This is a genomic window from Rhodoferax sp. GW821-FHT10B06, assembly GCF_059415605.1.
In genome coordinates this window covers 109917-125466 of sequence record NZ_JBWKNO010000011.1, presented here as the reverse complement: position 1 = coordinate 125466, position 15550 = coordinate 109917, and the positions used below count along the sequence as shown (strand labels likewise).

Here is a 15550-nt window from a genome sequence, read left to right as displayed (position 1 = left end):
GTGAACATTACTTCCATCACCGCCGCGCTGAAGGACCTGGACCCCTAGAACGGCAGCATCCTGATGGATGGCGGCCGCCGCGTGCTGTTTCTGTCCGGCCCCGATGCCGATGCGAAGCAGACCGTCAGCGCTCTGATCGCGCGTCTGGGCTACGCGCCGGTGGACCTGGGCGGCACGGAACAAGGCTGGCTGGTGCAGTTCCCCGGCGGCCCGCTGGCGCTGCTGAACCTGGTGAAGTTGGACTGATCGCCTACCTAAGCCGCGTGCGCCAGCCTCAGACAGTCCTGCAGCGTACGCGTGGCGCGTGAGGGCTCGGGCGTGCGCCGCACGATGCCCAGGAAGCGGCAGTCATAGCGGAACACATCGGGCTGTACGGCGCGCATCTGGCCTTTTTGCACAAAGCCCTCGGCATAGTGGTCGGGCAGGAAGCCCAGATAGTGGCCGCTCAGAATCAGCGTGGCGATGGATTCCTGGTCGAAGCCCGTGGCCTTGCGCGGCAGGCGCTCGCGCTGGCTGATTTCCATATTCGGCGAATGCTGGCCCAGGCCAGCAAACGGGTAGCGGCGCAGGTCGTCCCAGCCCATCGCCTGCATCATCTGTGGACTCTGTCCAAACAGCACATGCTGCGCGCCGCAGTACAGCAGCATGGTTTCGCCAAACAGCGCGTCGTAGGCCAGGCTGTCGGCGTTGCGGTGGCCGGGGATGATGCCCAGCTGGAACTGGCCGTCCAGCACCCCGCGCTCGATGGCGTGGATGGTGGCCACGTGCAGGCACAGGCGCACATCCGGGGCCTGCTGCGCAAACTGGGCAATGGCCGCATGGATGCGCGCTTGCGGGTTACTGGCGGTCTTGTCGAACACCGCCAGGTGCAGCTCGCCGCCCATGCGCTGGTGCAGCGCGTCCACGCTGGCGCGGAAGGCCTCGGCGCCGGCCAGCAGGCGCAGCGTCTCGGTGTAGATCTGCTGGCCTTCGGGGGTCAACGCAAAGCCGCTGCGGCCGCGCCGGCACAGCGTCAAGCCCAGCCGGGTTTCCAGGTCTTTGACATGGCGGCTGACGGTGGAGGTGCCGATGTTCAGCTCCAGCTCGGCCGCCGCCATGCCGCCGCACTCGACCACGCTCTTGAACACCCGCAGCAGGCGGATGTCCATATCCGTCAGCTGGCCCAGCACGGCGCGATTTTTTACTTGCATATATTGCTAACTGAATATGGATATTTAATGCTTTATAAGAGTAACAGACGCCGCAAGAATGCGTGATCCACTTTTTACTGGAGCATCCATGGACATGACCGACAGCCAGCAACTCAGCCCCCGCCCCCGTACCGACGCCGCCTGGCTGGACGCGCACTGGATGCCTTACTCGGGCAACCGCAACTTCAAAGCCGACCCGCGCATCATCACCGGCGCCAAGGGCAGCTACTACACCGATATCGACGGCCGCCAGATCCTGGACGGACTGTCCGGCCTGTGGTGCTGTGGCCTGGGCCATGGCCGCACTGAGATCACGGCCGCCGCCACCCGCCAGCTGGCCACGCTGGACTACTCACCCGCCTTCCAGTTCGCCCACCCGCTGTCGTTCGAGCTGGCCAACAAGCTCAAAGAACTGACGCCCGACGGCCTGGACCACGTGTTCTTCACCGGCTCCGGCTCGGAAGCCGCCGACACCTCGCTGAAGATGGCGCGCGCCTACTGGCGCACCAAGGGCCAAGCCAGCAAGACCCGTCTGATCGGCCGCGAAAAGGGCTACCACGGCGTGAACTTCGGCGGTATCTCGGTAGGCGGCATCGGTGCCAACCGCAAGATGTTTGGCGAAGCCCTGCAGGCCGACCACCTGCCGCACACCCAGCTGAAAAGCAACGCCTTCTCGCGCGGCATGCCGAAGACTGGCGCCGAGCTGGCCGACGAGCTGCTGGACCTGATTGCGCTGCACGATGCGAGCAACATCGCCGCCGTGATCGTCGAGCCCATGTCCGGATCGGCCGGCGTTGTGGTGCCGCCGGTGGGCTACCTGCAGCGCCTGCGCGAGATCTGCACCGCGCACAACATCCTGCTGATTTTTGACGAAGTGATCACCGGCTTTGGCCGTATGGGCGCGATGACCGGCGCTGAGGCCTTTGGCGTCACGCCCGACATCATGAACGTGGCCAAGCAGATCACCAACGGCGCCCAGCCCATGGGTGCGGTGCTGGTCAAGAAGGACATTTACGACACCTTCATGGCGGCCGGCGGCCCCGACTACATGCTGGAGTTTGCCCACGGCTACACCTACTCGGCCCACCCCGTGGCCTGCGCGGTCGGCCTGGCTACGCTGGACATCCTGGTGCAGGAAAACATGGTGCAGCGCGTGCAAGCCATTGCCCCGCATTTCGAGAACGCGGTGCACAGCCTGAAGGGCGCCAAGCACGTCACCGACATCCGCAACTACGGCCTGGCCAGCGGCATCACCATTGCCGCCCTGCCCGGCGAGCCGGCCCGCCGCCCGTATGAGATCGCCATGGCGATGTGGAAGAAGGGCTTTTACGTGCGCTACGGCGGCGACACCATCCAGATGGCGCCACCGTTTGTCATCACGCCCGCCGAGATCGACAGCATGGTGAACGCCCTGGGCGAAACATTGAACGCCCAGGCCTGAGTCGGATGAGCGGAACAAGCGCCACGCAGCGCCCTTCGGCGGTACCCACGGTGCAGATCGACAACGATCGCGTCAAGGTCACCGAATGGCGCTTTCCACCCGGCGCCCACACCGGCTGGCACCGCCACGGCATGGACTATGTGGTGGTGCCCATGACCAGCGGCACCCTGCTGCTGGAGACCCCGGACGGCGAGGTGCACAGCAGCTTGACCGCCGGCCAGTCCTACACCCGGCTGACCGGCGTGGAGCACAACGTGGTGAATGCCAACACGCACGAATTCGTGTTTGTCGAAATCGAACTCAAATAGCCTGAAAATTTAAAAATTTCAGGCCGTCAACGCAGGTACTACTTACGCTGGCAGCTATAAATAATGCAGCAGGCAAAACCGCTGGCAAGTCCTGTTTACAGGGGCTTACGGCTGCAGTAAGGTGGGGGAACAACCCACAAGGGCCGTTCCGGGAGCAGCGCGCTGAGGGCGCAGCCCCCTTGCAAGAAATGGCATGCCCACATCCACGCACCGAGGCCCTGACACCACAGGCCCACCCACCGCCAACAGCGCGCAAGCCTTGCAGCAGCAGCTGCGCCAGCTGAGCCGTGGCATAGGTGTTGCAGCCTGCCTGTGGCTGGTACTGGTAGCCGGCCTGACGCTAATGGTGTCGGACAGCATCGTCGCTGCGCGCATCAGCGCCGAGGCCACCACTGCCGGCCGCGAAACCAGCACCACGGCCCACATCATCGACCGCACCTTCGTGGAAGTGGCCAGCGTGGCCCGCCTGCTGGGGCGCCAGACCGAAGTGCACACGGTGCTCGCCCAGTACAACCCGCAGGCAGTCACCCTGCTCTACTTTCCCGATGGTGAGCGGCGCCGGCGCCTGCTGCACAACCTGGATGTGCGCGAGCTGGGCGACGGCCTGGCCGGGCTGGCCAAAAATCTGGGCTACGAGCGCATCTTCATCGTCAATGTGGCCGGCCTGGTGGTGGCGTCCAGCGACTGGCAGCTGGCCGACGGCATGGTCGGCAAATCCTACAAAAGCCGCAGCGACTTCAACGACGCGATGGCCAACGGCCAGGGCCAGCTGTTCACCGCCGTCCACACCACCAGCCAGCCGGGCTTCTTCTTCTCGCTGCGCATAGACCAGGACGAGGTGCCCATGGGGGTGGCCGTCATCAACCACAACGCCAGCACGCTGGCGCCGCTGCTGTCCAGCAACCAGATCGCCCTGGTGCTGGACAGCAGCGGCACCGTGGTGAGCGCCTCGCGCGCCGAATACATGCTGCGCCATGTGGGCCCGCTGAGCCAGGGCAAGCCGCCCAGCGGCGCCGTAGCCAGCATCCCCATCGAGCGCCCGCCTCACTTGCGCCATGCCGACCACTGGCTGGTGGATGGCAACTCCTATCTGCTGACGCGCAGCCCCCTGTCCGAGCCCGGCTACGAGCTGCTGGCGCTCAGCCAGCTGGACACGCTGGACCCCATGGTGCGCTGGCACTACGGGCAGGGCGCGCTGGTGGCTGCCATGGGCCTGGCCGTGCTGTTGCTGCTGGGCCGCGTGCTGCGCCAGGTGCTGCGCCAGCGCCATGCCGCGCTACAGCTGACGCAGGAGCAGAGTGACTTTCTGCAGGCCATGATCGACTGCATCCCGATACCCATCCTGTACCGCGATGCGCAGGCGCTCTACCGGGGCAGCAACAAGGCCTATAACGAGGCCTTTGGCTACAGCCCCGAAGAGCTGGTGGGCACCACCGTGATGGCACTGGAGACCGTGCCACTGGCCATACGCCAATCGCTGATGCGGGAGCAAACCCAGTTGCTGACCACCGGCGGCCGCTTCAGCCGCATCGGCGTGTTCACCTATACCGACGGCAAGCCGCACACCACGCTCTACTCCAACACCACCTTCCGCAACGCCGACGGCAGCGTGGCCGGCCTGGTGGGCGTGCTGGTGGACATCACCGAGCTGACCCAGGCGCAAGAGCAGCTGCGCCTGGCCAAGGAAGTGGCCGAGGAAGCCACCCAGGCCAAGTCCATGTTCCTGGCGAACATGAGCCACGAAATACGCACCCCGATGAACGCGGTGATCGGCCTATCGCACCTGGCGCTGAAGACCCACCTGGACCCGCGCCAACGCGACTACATCGGCAAGATCCACCGCGCCGGGCAGAACCTGCTGGGCATCATCAACGACATCCTGGACTTCTCCAAGATCGAAGCCGGCAAACTGGAGGTGGAGCACACCCCATTCCGGCTGGACGAGGTGCTGAACCACGCATCCGCCATGGTGGCCGACCGCGCCGACGCCAAAGAGCTGGCCCTGGTATTCGACGTGGCGTCGGAGGTTCCCTCCACCCTGGTCGGCGACCCGCTGCGCCTGGGCCAGGTGCTGACCAATCTGCTGGGCAATGCCGTGAAGTTCACCGACGTCGGCTACGTCAGCGTGGTGGTACGCGTGGTGGACAAGCGGCCCGGCGACGTGCAGCTGCACATTGCCGTGACCGATACCGGCATCGGCATGAGCGAGGCGCAGTCGGCCCGGCTGTTCCAGGCCTTCACCCAGGCCGATGGCTCGGTGACCCGCAAATACGGTGGCACCGGCCTGGGCCTGGCCATCAGCCGCGGACTGGTGGAAGGCATGGGCGGGCAGATCGCGGTGCAGTCCACGCCCGGCAACGGCAGCTGCTTCAGCTTTGACATCTGGCTGGGCCTGGCCGACCCGGCCAGCCTGGTGCCGCCACCGGAATACGATGGCCCCCGGCTGGACGGCCTACGCCTGCTGCTGGCCGAAGACAACGACATCAACCAGCAGATCGCCACCGAACTGCTGCACAGCGCAGGCGCCGTGGTGGACCTGGCAGACAACGGCCGCCAGGCCCTGGACATGCTGCACGCCGCAGCACCCACGCACTACCACGCCGTGCTGCTGGACCTGCAAATGCCCGTCATGGGCGGGCTGGAGGCGGCCCAGCACATTCACACCGATGCCCGCTACCAGGGCCTGCCCGTCATCGCCATGACCGCCCACGCCCTGCAGGAGGAACGAGAACGCTGCCTGGCCGCCGGCATGCTGGACCACATCACCAAGCCACTGGACCCGGTGGGCCTGCTGCAATGCGTGCAGCGCTGGGCCCGGCCCGCAGCGCCGCACAGCGCGCCGCCCAGCATGCAGGCGGCGCACGCCTCACGGCTGGCGCCCCAGCCCGGGCTGGACACCCAGGCCGGCCTGCGCCGCGTGGCCGGCAACGAAGCCCTGTACCTGCGCCTGCTGGGCCAGTTCACCGACAGCCATGCGCAAGCCCCCACCAAAGCCCAGATCGCGCTCCAGCAGGGCGACCTGGAAGGCGCCCAACGCATGCTGCACACCATCCGCGGCGTGGCCGGCAATATCGGCCTGACCGACTTGGCTGCCGCCGCCCAGGTGGTGGAAGACCGGCTGAAACAAGATGGCCCGGCCAGCGCCGCCGAAAGCGTCGCCGTAAGTGCCGCCATGGAGCAGCTGCAGCAGCAAACCCGCCGCGCCGTCGAAGCCCTGCGTGCCTTGCTGGAAACCGCCACGCCCGACGCGGCCGACACCCCGCCGGTCCCGCCCGACCTGGTCGCCCAGGCCCGTGGCCGCCACCTGGCCCAGCTGCTGTCCGACAGCGATGGCGACTGCGTGGACTATCTGCAAGCCCATGCGGCCAGCCTCCGCAGCCTGTTTGCTCCCGGCGGCTTCAACGCCATGCACAACGCCATGCAACGCTTCGACTTCGAGCTGGCGCATAGCCTGCTGACAGATGCGTTGGCGCAGGCAGCTTTGTCCTAATGCTATTGATTTAGTAGCTGCTCACGCAGGTATTCTTTGCGCTAGCGGACTTTTTCTTAAATACTCTCGGGCGTCTGCGTGTCCAAGGGCACCACCACCTGCTGCAGGCCCAGGTTGGGGTTGTCCAGCACGTTCAACATCATGCCCACTAGGCCCTGCGCCAAATGGGGCATGGGATGCGACAGGGCCGCATGCATATCACCCGCCAGCAGGCCGTCACGGATGCTGGGCGTCAGTTCGCGCACCACGCCTATGGGACGCGGGCCGCCGTTTTGCAGGCGATGCTCGCGCAGCGCCCGCAACACGCCATCGACGCCCCCCGAAGTCACAAACACACCAACAATATCGGCATGCTGGTGCAGCAAGTCGCGCGCGCACTCCTCCGCCATCTGGTCGCTCTCCAGCGTGACGCGCGGCTCCATCAGTTCGAAATGGGGGGCGTGCTCGCGCACATAGGAGCGAAAGCTCATCTCGCAAAGCTCCTGGCACTGGAAGCGGTGGCTGCCCACAAAGATAGCCAGCTTGCCCGGCTCGCGTGCCATATGGGTGATCAGCCAGGCGGCGGTGCGTCCCACGCTGCGGTTGTCCAGCCCGGCATAACCCGCACGTGCGGGCGTGCTCAGATCGGAGATCAGGGCGAATACCGGCACTCCCTGGGCCTTCAGGCGCTCAATCTCGGCGCTGATCAACGGGTGGTCGGCCGCAGTCAGCGCCACCGCGTCCGCCCGCTCCGCCATGGCGCGCAGGCGCAAGGACACGGCTTCAGGCGAAATGTCGTCCACATGCTCGATCACCGGGGCTTCGCAGAACTCGCTGCGGGCCTCCACCGCCTCGGCCAGCACACGGCCCACGTCACGGTGGAAAGCCGATTCCTGCGGCTCCAGCAGAAAACCCAGGGTGTAGCGCGCGCGCTTGCCGCGCACCCGCTCACGTATCACGCCCGCCGCGTGGAAGCCTATGGCCTCGGCCACCTCGTGGATGCGCTGGGCCGTATCCCGCCGCACCGGGGCCCGGCCATTGAGTACCCGGTCCACGGTAGACAGGCTGACACCAGCGGCCTTGGCCACGTCGGCAATGGTGATACGGGTGGGATGCGCTGCATTTGACATAACTCTTTCAATACAAACCCTAATGAAATGACAGTTTATGACAGTCTTCATTTCATTTCACTTCTTTTTTTATGACGTCTACCTAGAATTCGCCGCAAAGCACCAGCCCGGCTGGCGCCAAACAAGGAGACAAGGTGTTAATGAAAGTCAAAACCGAAGATTGGGTGCTGGAGATGCGTGGCATCACCAAGTCCTTTCCCGGTGTAAAGGCGCTGGACGGCGTGCGCCTGCAGGTGCGCAAGGCTTCGGTCCACGTGCTGGTGGGCGAAAACGGCGCCGGCAAGTCCACGCTGATGAAGATCCTCAGTGGCGAGCACGCGGTGGACAGCGGCGAGATATTCTTCCAGGGCACGCAACTGGGCCGGCAGAACACCCGGGCCACACTGGAACTGGGCATAGCCATGATCCACCAGGAGCTGAGCCCGGTGCTGGACATGACGATTGCCGAGAACATCTTCCTGGGCCGCGAGCCCGGCGGCTTCTTCGTGGACTTCCAGCGCATGGCCACCGATACCCAGGTCCTGCTGGACCGCCTGGGCCTGCCCTACCGAGCCACGCAGAAGATGCGCGAACTCAGCATCGCCGGCATGCAGCTGGTGGAAATTGCTAAGGCCATCTCGCGCAATGCGGCCCTGGTCATCATGGACGAGCCCACTTCGGCCATCAGCGACACCGAGGTGGCCATGCTGTTCCGCCAGATCGCCGACCTGAAGGCGCGCGGCGTGGCCATGATCTACATCACCCACAAGATGGACGAGATCTTCCAGATCGCCGACGACATCACCATCATCCGCGACGGCCAGTACGTGGACTCCGGTCCGGCCAGCAGCTACGACCAGAACAAGCTGATCGGCCTGATGGTGGGGCGCACCATCTCCAGCATCTTTCCCAAGGAAACCGTGCCCCTGGGCGAATTGGCCCTGTCGGTGCGCGGCGCGACCCGCCGCGGCGTGTTCCAGAACATCAGCTTCGACGTGCGCCAGGGCGAGATCGTCGGCCTGGCGGGCCTGATCGGCGCGGGCCGCACCGAGGTAGCGCGCGCCATCTTCGGCCTGGACCGGCTGGACGCGGGCGAGATCTGGCTGAACGGCCAGAAGCTGACGCTGAACCAGCCCAGCGACGCCATCCAGCAGGGCATCGCCATGGTCTCGGAAGACCGCAAGGCCGAGGGTCTGGTGCTGTGCCGCTCGGTGCAGGAAAACATCTCCCTGGCCAATCTAGAGAAATTCGCGCCCGGCCTGCTGCTCGATTTACAAGCCGAAACCGAGGCTGGTCAAAAAATGCGCTCCATGCTGCAGATCAAAACTGCGGATTTGAATACCGTGGTCGGCACATTAAGCGGCGGCAACCAGCAAAAAATCGCCATTGCCAAATGGCTGCTGCGCGATTTAAAGGTATTGATTCTGGACGAACCCACCCGCGGTATTGACGTGGGTTCCAAATCGGAAATCCACCGCCTGATGACGCAATTCGCCAAGCAGGGCCTAGCCATCATCATGATTTCGTCCGAATTACCTGAAATTCTGGGCATGAGCGACCGTGTGGTGGTGATGCAGGAAGGACATATGCGAGGTGAACTCACTCGCGCCAATGCCACCCAGGAAAACATCATGGCCCTGGCCACCGGAGCAAAAACATGAGCGCCATTATCCAAAACTCCCCCACTACGCAGCAAACCGGTATGTTCTCTAAAATACGTGAAATGGGTTTTTCTGAGATTTACAGGAAATACGGCACCATTTTAATCTTCATCGGCATCTTCATACTGGCATCGGTATTGAATGAAACCTTTTTAACCACCGGCAATTTAACCAATGTATTGCGCCAAGTGGTGGTCGTGAGTTTGCTGGCCTGTGGTGTGACTTTCATCATTATCCTCGGCCATATTGACGTATCGCTGGGTTCGGTGGTCGCATTAACCGGCACCATCGCCGCCAGCGTGATGTCCCTGACCGGCAGCGTTCCCCTTGCAATCGCCGCAGGGATTGGCATGGGCATGCTTACCGGCTTGCTCAACGGGTATGTCATCACTTACTTCAAGATCCCGTCCTTCATCATGACGCTGGCCATGACCACCGTGGCGCGAGGTGCGATCCTGCTTTACACGGCAGGCGTGCCGGTGAGTAATCTGGGTGATTTCAAAATCATTGGCCAGGGCGATATTGGGCCGGTGCCGATTTCTGTATTGATTTTGGCATTCGTGGTGCTGGTGTCCTGGATATTGCTGAACCGCACCAAGTTTGGCCGCCATATTTATGCCGTGGGTGGCAATCCAAAGGCATCTCTGGCATCCGGCATCAACACCGATGGCGTATTGCGCAAGGCCTTTTTATTCAACGGCGTATTGGCCGCGATTGCTGGCATTGTGCTGATGTCCCGCGTCAATTCTGGCCAACCAGCGGCCGGGGTAGCTTATGAATTCGATGCGATTACCGCGGTGGTCGTGGGGGGTACCAGTTTGATGGGCGGCACTGGCACCATTACCGGCACGATTATCGGCGCCATGATTATTGGCGTTATCAACAATATCTTGAATCTGATGAATATCAACTCGTATTGGCAGCAAATCGTCAAGGGCTTGATTATTGCCGTGGCTGTGATTTTGGATGTAAAAACCAAAACCGGCAGTGCGCGTAAGAAGGCCTTAATAGTTCAACCACCCTGATATGGAGTTCGTTTATCGCGTAACCCACCCTCACCCCCCGGTATAGAGACAGCCGTTTACAACAAAAATCCATTTTCAAAGGAAACAAAACCATGAAAGCCTTTATCAAAGCCGCCCTGGCCTGCTCCGTCGTTCTGGCCATATTGCCCGGTCCAGTATTTGCGCAAGGCAAGAAATTCGTCGTCGGCTACGCCAACCTGGCCGATACCGATGTGTTCACCATGAGCCGCAAGAACGCCTTCATCGAAGCCGTGAAGGCCGATCCGGCGGTCAGCGTGTCGTTTGCCGACGCCAATGGCGACGCCAGCAAACAACTGGACCAGATCGACAACTTCATCGCCCAGAAGGTCAGCGCCATCGTCATCGTGCCAGTGGACTACCAGGGCATCGTGCCGGGGGTGGAAAAGGCCAACAAAGCCGGCATTCCGGTGATTGCGCTGGGCATTGAGTCCGCCGGCGGCAAGTTCACCTTTGTCGGCTCCAAGAACTTGGATGCCGGCCGCATGCAGGGTGAATACATGGCCAAGACACTGCCAAAGAACGCACAGATCGTCTACCTGCAGGGTGACCCGGGCCTGTACCACTCCAAGGAACGCCTGGACGGCTTTACCAAAGCTCTCGCGGGCCGCACCGACGTGAAGATCATCGCCAACCTGCCCGCCAACTACGACCGCGCACAGGGCATGAAGATCACTGAAGACTGGATACAGAAATTCCCCAAATTTGACGGGCTGATTGCCGCCAACGACCAGATGGCCCTGGGCGCCGTGCAGGCGCTGAAGGCCGCCGGCCGCAAGGGCGTGTTGATCTCCGGCATCGACGGTGTGAAGGACGCGCTGGATGCCATCAAGGCAGGCGACATGGCGCAGTCCATCTTCCAGAACGCCAAGGGCCAGGCCCAGGGTGCGTTCGAAGTGGTCGAGATGATCAAGAAGGGCGAACCCGCCCCGAAGGAAAAGCTGATCGCCTTTGAATCCATCGTCAAAGACAACGTCGACAAATACACGAAATAGAGCACACCCCCAGGCTACGCACTACGTGTCTCCGCCAACCCCCTTGCAGGGGGCGAACCCTACGGTCCGGCAAAGCCGGTCCCGTGGGTTCCTGACCGAAAAACCGTGCCACCAGTTTTTATCCCTACCTAAAGTGATCACCATGGAACTCAGAATCGGCGTCATCGGTTGCGGCGCGATTGGCCAAGACCACGCACTGCGCATCCACCGCAAACTCAGCGGCGCGCGCATCGTGGCCCTCAACGACATCAACCTGGCGGCGACACACGCCTTTAACGATACGTCCCGCCTGAACGCCAAGGTGTACGAGAACTACCAGGATCTGATCAACGCACCCGATGTGGACGCGCTGCTGGTGGCCTCCTGGGGCCCGGCCCATGCCGACCAGCTGCTGGCCTGCATTGCCGCCGGCAAACCAGTGTTCTGCGAAAAGCCCATGACCACCTCGGCCGAGAGTGGCCTGCGCGTGGTGGAAGCCGAGGTGAAGGCCGGCAAGAAGCTGGTGCAGGTGGGCTTTATGCGCCGTTTCGATGCGGGCTACCGCGCCCTGAAAAAGACCTTGGATGCCGGAACCATTGGCGATGCGTTGATGGTGCACTGCGCCCACCGCAACCCCAGCGTGCCCGAGATGTATGTGGGCGATATGGGCATCACTGATACCTTTGTGCACGAGATCGATGTGCTGCGCTGGCTGCTGGACGATGACTACGTCACGGCCCAGGTGGTCGAAGGTCGCAAGAGCAGTAATTCCCACGCCGGCCTGCACGACCCAATAATGGTGCTGCTGGAAACCAGCAAGGGCATCCGTATCGACACCGAAATCTTCGTCACTTGCCGCTTTGGCTACGACATCCAGTGCCAGGTGGTGGGTGAAATTGGCGCCGCCTTCCTGCCCGAACCCTCCAGCGTGGCCCTGCGCCTGGACGGCCGCGCCGCTACCGCCATCCAGACCGATTGGAAGCAGCGCTTCATCGACGCATACGACGTGGAACTGCAGGAGTGGATAGACCACACCCAGCGCGGCGAAGTCAACGGCCCCACGGCCTGGGACGGCTACTTCGCCTCAGCGACCGCCGAAGCCTGCGTTGAGGCCCGGCACAGCAAGGCCATTGTGCCGATCCGCCTGGCCCAACGCCCCGCCTTCTATTCCAAGTAAACACCGTCAAGCAACACCATGAAACTCTCCATCTGTACCGACGTGTACAACAATCTGTCCTTCCCAGACATGCTGGAAAAGGTCCAATCCCTGGGCGTGCATGCCGTAGAAATGACCGCCGGCGGCTGGGGCACCTGCCCCCACGTGCCTACCGCCCAGCTGCTGGCCAGCGAAAGCAAGCTGCAAGCCTTCCAGGCCGAGCTGGAAAAGCGCGGCATGCAGATCGCCGCCCTGAACTGCTCGGGCAACCCGTTGAGCCCCGGCGAGATGGGCGTCAAACACACCCAATCTACCTACGATACCGTGGTGCTGGCCGGCAAGCTAGGCGTGAAGAAGATCGTGATGATGTCCGGCTGCCCGGCTGGCGCGCCTGGTGACAAGATACCGAACTGGATCACCTCTACCGTGACCGTACCCGACTATCTGGCCCCCGCACTGGACTACCAATGGAACGACGTCGCCATTCCCTGGTGGAAGAAGTTCGCCGAGCACTGCCGCGCCCACGGCGTGGAGCAGATTGCCATCGAGGAATTCCCCTGCATGCTGGTCTATAACCCCGACACCCTGTGGCGCCTGCGCAATGCAATAGGCCCATTGGTCGGTATCAACCTGGACCCCTCGCACCTGATCGCCATGGGCGCCGACCCCATCGCATCGGCCCGCAATCTCAAGGGCGCGCTGTTCCACATCCACGGCAAGGACGCACGCATAGAGCGTGGCCTGGCCGACATCAATGGCCTGCTGGAAACGCGGCCCGTCACCGACACGGAAAACCGCAGCTGGAATTACGTCGCCGTGGGCTGCGGCAAGGATCTGCAGTGGTGGAAGGAGTTCTTCTCGGTCTGCCGCATGGTGGGCTACGACGGCTATGTGTCGCTGGAAATGGAAGACCTGACCATGTCGATCGAGGCCGGCGTACTCACTTCAATAGACGCCTTGCAGCAAACCATCAGTCGATAGCCTCGCAAGAAGACGCCATGAAGATCGCCTTCGACCCGTACATGATCCGCCACCTGTCGCTGACCACGCTGCTGCCCATGTACCGCTGGGCCAGCCCGTTCGAAGACGAGCACCAGTGGGCCATCAAGTGCTGGAAGAAGGCCATCGAAGTGTCGGTGGAAATGGGCTGCGAGACCATGATCTCGGAGTTTGGCCGCGGTGCCTCGCCAGAGCGCTCGGGCGGCGAGAAGCCCGGCGCCAACACCAAGGAAATGTACGAAGCTGGATGGTGGCGCTCGATGGAAGAGCAGCTACCCATCTTCGAGCGCGAAGGCATCACCCTATCGGTGAAGCCGCATCCCGAGGACTCGTCGCGCTTCATGCGCCGCGAGATCTTGCGCTACGTGGCCAAGTACTGGAAGTAGGCCATGCACCCGGTGCCGACACCCCCGCCCCGGCCCAGCGTAGAAGCTTTGCTGGAGCGCATCGGCACCGAGTTTGCCTACCTGAGCAAGCAGCTCAAGACAATTGCGCGCTATGTGGAACACCACCATGACGTGATCGGCCTGGAGAAGATTGAGGACGTGGCGCGGCGCTGCAGCGTGCAGCCCTCGTCGGTGGTGCGCTTCGCCAAGCATTTCGGCTTCAACGGCTACCGCGACTTCAAGGCCGTGTTCCGTGACGGCGTCACCCAGACCAGCGCACCCAGCCCGGTCTACCAACACCGCATCCGCAGCCTGCAGGACGCCACACCCCAGCTGTTGCGCAGCGCCGATGTGACCCATGCCTTTCTCGACGACGCGCTGGCCGGCATAAAGGAGCTGCAGCGTGACCTGAACGGCTCGGCGCTCGACGACGCCGTGGCGCTGATGGCCGCCAGCCCAACGCTGTGGGTCACTGGGGCCCGCCGCACCTTCCCGGTGGCCGCCTATCTAGGCTATGCGCTACAACACACCAACAAACCGATCCAGTTGCTCACCCACCTGGGCGCCATGCCCGAAGGCCAGCTACGCGGCCTGCATGCCAACGACGTGATGCTGGCCATCAGCTTTGCGCCCTATGCCGAAGAAACCCTGACCGCCGCGCAGATCGCCGTGACCCGTGGCGCGCGCCTGATCGCCATCACCGACAGCCGCATGAGCCCGCTGGCCCAGGAGGCCGAGGTACTGCTGCTGGTGCACGAGAGCAGCACCTTCGGGTTTCGCGCGTTGACCAATGCGATGGCCCTGGCGCAAGGCCTGTTCATCGCCCTCGCCTACAGGCTGGAAATGCCCGCCGACTTGGCGGCCCACGCGGTCATGTCTTAGCTCACGGCGCCACCACCAGGTCTTTCACCCGCTCCTGGCGTATCAGGTACAGGCCGCTGGCGATGATGATGGCACCACCCAGCAGGGTGCGGGCCTGCGGCAGGGTCTGCCACAGCAAACCATCCAGCAAGATGCCCCAGGCCAGCGCGGTGTACTCGAACGGCGCCACCACCGAGGCCTGGCCGGAGCGGAAGGCCTGGGTAATCGCCAGCTGGCCGATGAAACCGCTGATGCCTATCACCACCAGCTGTGGAATATGCGCAGACTGCACCGCCACCCAGTCCGGCCAGGCCAGCGCACCTCCGGCTACAGCCAGCCCGCTGGTACCCCAGAACACCAGGCTGGCGCTGGAATCGGTGCGGCTCAAAATGCGCCCGGTAATGGCCGATACGGCGTAGCAGCTGGCCGACACCAGCACGGCCAGCGCACCCCATGACAAAAAGGCCCCCTGGCTGGGCCGCAGCGCCACCAGCACCCCGCAAAACCCACCCGCTATCGCCAGCCAGTGGCTGGGCCGCACCCGCTCCTTCAGCACCGGGATGGACAGCATGGTGATCAGCATCGGCGCCACGAAGAAAATGGCGTAGGCCTCGGCCAGCCCCAAAGTCCGCAGCCCGTAGACGAATGACGACAGCATGGTCACACCCACCACCGTGCGCAGCACATGCAGCGGCCAGCGCACCTTCAGCAAACCGCCCCACTCCCTGCGCCACAGCACATACAGGCAGACCAAGGGCATGGCCGCCAAGCCACGCAGGCACGCCACCTGTAGGGGCGGGTAGCTGCTGGTCAGCGATTTCATGGACGCATCCATCAGGGAAAAGGCCCCCACGGCAATCACCATGGCGACGATGCCGCGCAGATTCGCGGCAGCAGAAGGAACAGGGGAGGAAGACACAGGCAGAACTCGGTAAGTCGGGGCAGCGCAAAAG

General features: G+C 63.2%; 13 protein-coding genes and 1 pseudogene. 11 read left to right on the top strand and 3 right to left on the bottom strand.

Translation table 11 applies throughout. The features are described 5' to 3' along the window. Nucleotides 1-63: 63 nt before the first annotated feature. Nucleotides 64-246 carry a hypothetical protein gene (locus AC07O2_RS17525; protein ID WP_495077030.1) on the top strand — a complete coding sequence of 61 codons (183 nt, stop codon included), beginning with the start codon at nt 64-66 and terminating at the stop codon, nt 244-246. Nucleotides 247-254: 8 nt separating this feature from the next. On the opposite strand, the gene AC07O2_RS17520 is transcribed toward AC07O2_RS17525, so the two are convergent. After that, a complete protein-coding gene (locus AC07O2_RS17520; RefSeq protein WP_495077029.1) occupies nt 255-1190 on the bottom strand; it encodes a LysR family transcriptional regulator in 936 nt (311 codons plus the stop codon). Between the two features lie 88 nt (nt 1191-1278). Between AC07O2_RS17520 and aptA the strand changes: the two genes are divergently transcribed. The 3 genes from aptA (at nt 1279) to AC07O2_RS17505 (ending at nt 6429) form a co-directional block, all read left to right on the top strand. Next, complete coding sequence (gene aptA, locus AC07O2_RS17515) at nt 1279-2631, top strand: omega-aminotransferase AptA (RefSeq protein WP_495077028.1); 1353 nt, start codon at nt 1279-1281, stop codon at nt 2629-2631. 5 nt (nt 2632-2636) lie between these two features. Then, entirely contained in the window at nt 2637-2939 is a 303-nt protein-coding gene (locus AC07O2_RS17510; RefSeq protein WP_495077027.1) for a cupin domain-containing protein, read from the top strand. A 193-nt stretch (nt 2940-3132) separates the two neighbouring features. Beyond that, on the top strand, nt 3133-6429 hold the full coding sequence (locus tag AC07O2_RS17505; protein ID WP_495077026.1) for an ATP-binding protein: 3297 nt from the start codon (nt 3133-3135) through the stop codon (nt 6427-6429). A gap of 56 nt (nt 6430-6485) precedes the next feature. Here AC07O2_RS17505 and AC07O2_RS17500 read toward each other — a convergent pair whose 3' ends face one another. Further along, nucleotides 6486-7538 carry a LacI family DNA-binding transcriptional regulator gene (locus tag AC07O2_RS17500; RefSeq protein ID WP_495077025.1) on the bottom strand — a complete coding sequence of 351 codons (1053 nt, stop codon included), beginning with the start codon at nt 7536-7538 and terminating at the stop codon, nt 6486-6488. Nucleotides 7539-7678: 140 nt separating this feature from the next. Here AC07O2_RS17500 and AC07O2_RS17495 point away from each other — a divergent pair, with 140 nt between their 5' ends. The 7 genes and pseudogenes from AC07O2_RS17495 (at nt 7679) to AC07O2_RS17465 (ending at nt 14618) form a co-directional block, all read left to right on the top strand. Further along, nucleotides 7679-9178 carry a sugar ABC transporter ATP-binding protein gene (locus tag AC07O2_RS17495; protein ID WP_495077024.1) on the top strand — a complete coding sequence of 500 codons (1500 nt, stop codon included), beginning with the start codon at nt 7679-7681 and terminating at the stop codon, nt 9176-9178. Then, nucleotides 9175-10203, top strand: coding sequence for an ABC transporter permease (locus tag AC07O2_RS17490; RefSeq protein WP_495077023.1), 1029 nt, complete (start codon nt 9175-9177; stop codon nt 10201-10203). The genes AC07O2_RS17495 and AC07O2_RS17490 overlap by 4 nt, the downstream gene beginning before the upstream one ends. Before the next feature lie 92 nt (nt 10204-10295). Then, on the top strand, nt 10296-11216 hold the full coding sequence (locus AC07O2_RS17485; RefSeq protein ID WP_495077022.1) for a sugar ABC transporter substrate-binding protein: 921 nt from the start codon (nt 10296-10298) through the stop codon (nt 11214-11216). A 142-nt stretch (nt 11217-11358) separates the two neighbouring features. Then, entirely contained in the window at nt 11359-12372 is a 1014-nt protein-coding gene (locus AC07O2_RS17480; protein WP_495077021.1) for a Gfo/Idh/MocA family protein, read from the top strand. 18 nt (nt 12373-12390) lie between these two features. Next, nucleotides 12391-13332 carry a sugar phosphate isomerase/epimerase family protein gene (locus tag AC07O2_RS17475; protein WP_495077020.1) on the top strand — a complete coding sequence of 314 codons (942 nt, stop codon included), beginning with the start codon at nt 12391-12393 and terminating at the stop codon, nt 13330-13332. A gap of 17 nt (nt 13333-13349) precedes the next feature. After that, a pseudogene (locus tag AC07O2_RS17470) lies at nt 13350-13679 on the top strand (TIM barrel protein); the annotation flags it as partial. A gap of 60 nt (nt 13680-13739) precedes the next feature. Further along, on the top strand, nt 13740-14618 hold the full coding sequence (locus AC07O2_RS17465) for a MurR/RpiR family transcriptional regulator (RefSeq protein ID WP_495077019.1): 879 nt from the start codon (nt 13740-13742) through the stop codon (nt 14616-14618). 1 nt (nt 14619) lies between these two features. On the opposite strand, the gene AC07O2_RS17460 is transcribed toward AC07O2_RS17465, so the two are convergent. Next, the gene (locus tag AC07O2_RS17460) at nt 14620-15516 is read right to left on the bottom strand and encodes a DMT family transporter (RefSeq protein ID WP_495077018.1); all 897 of its coding nucleotides are present in this window, start codon (nt 15514-15516) and stop codon (nt 14620-14622) included. Nucleotides 15517-15550: the final 34 nt, after the last annotated feature.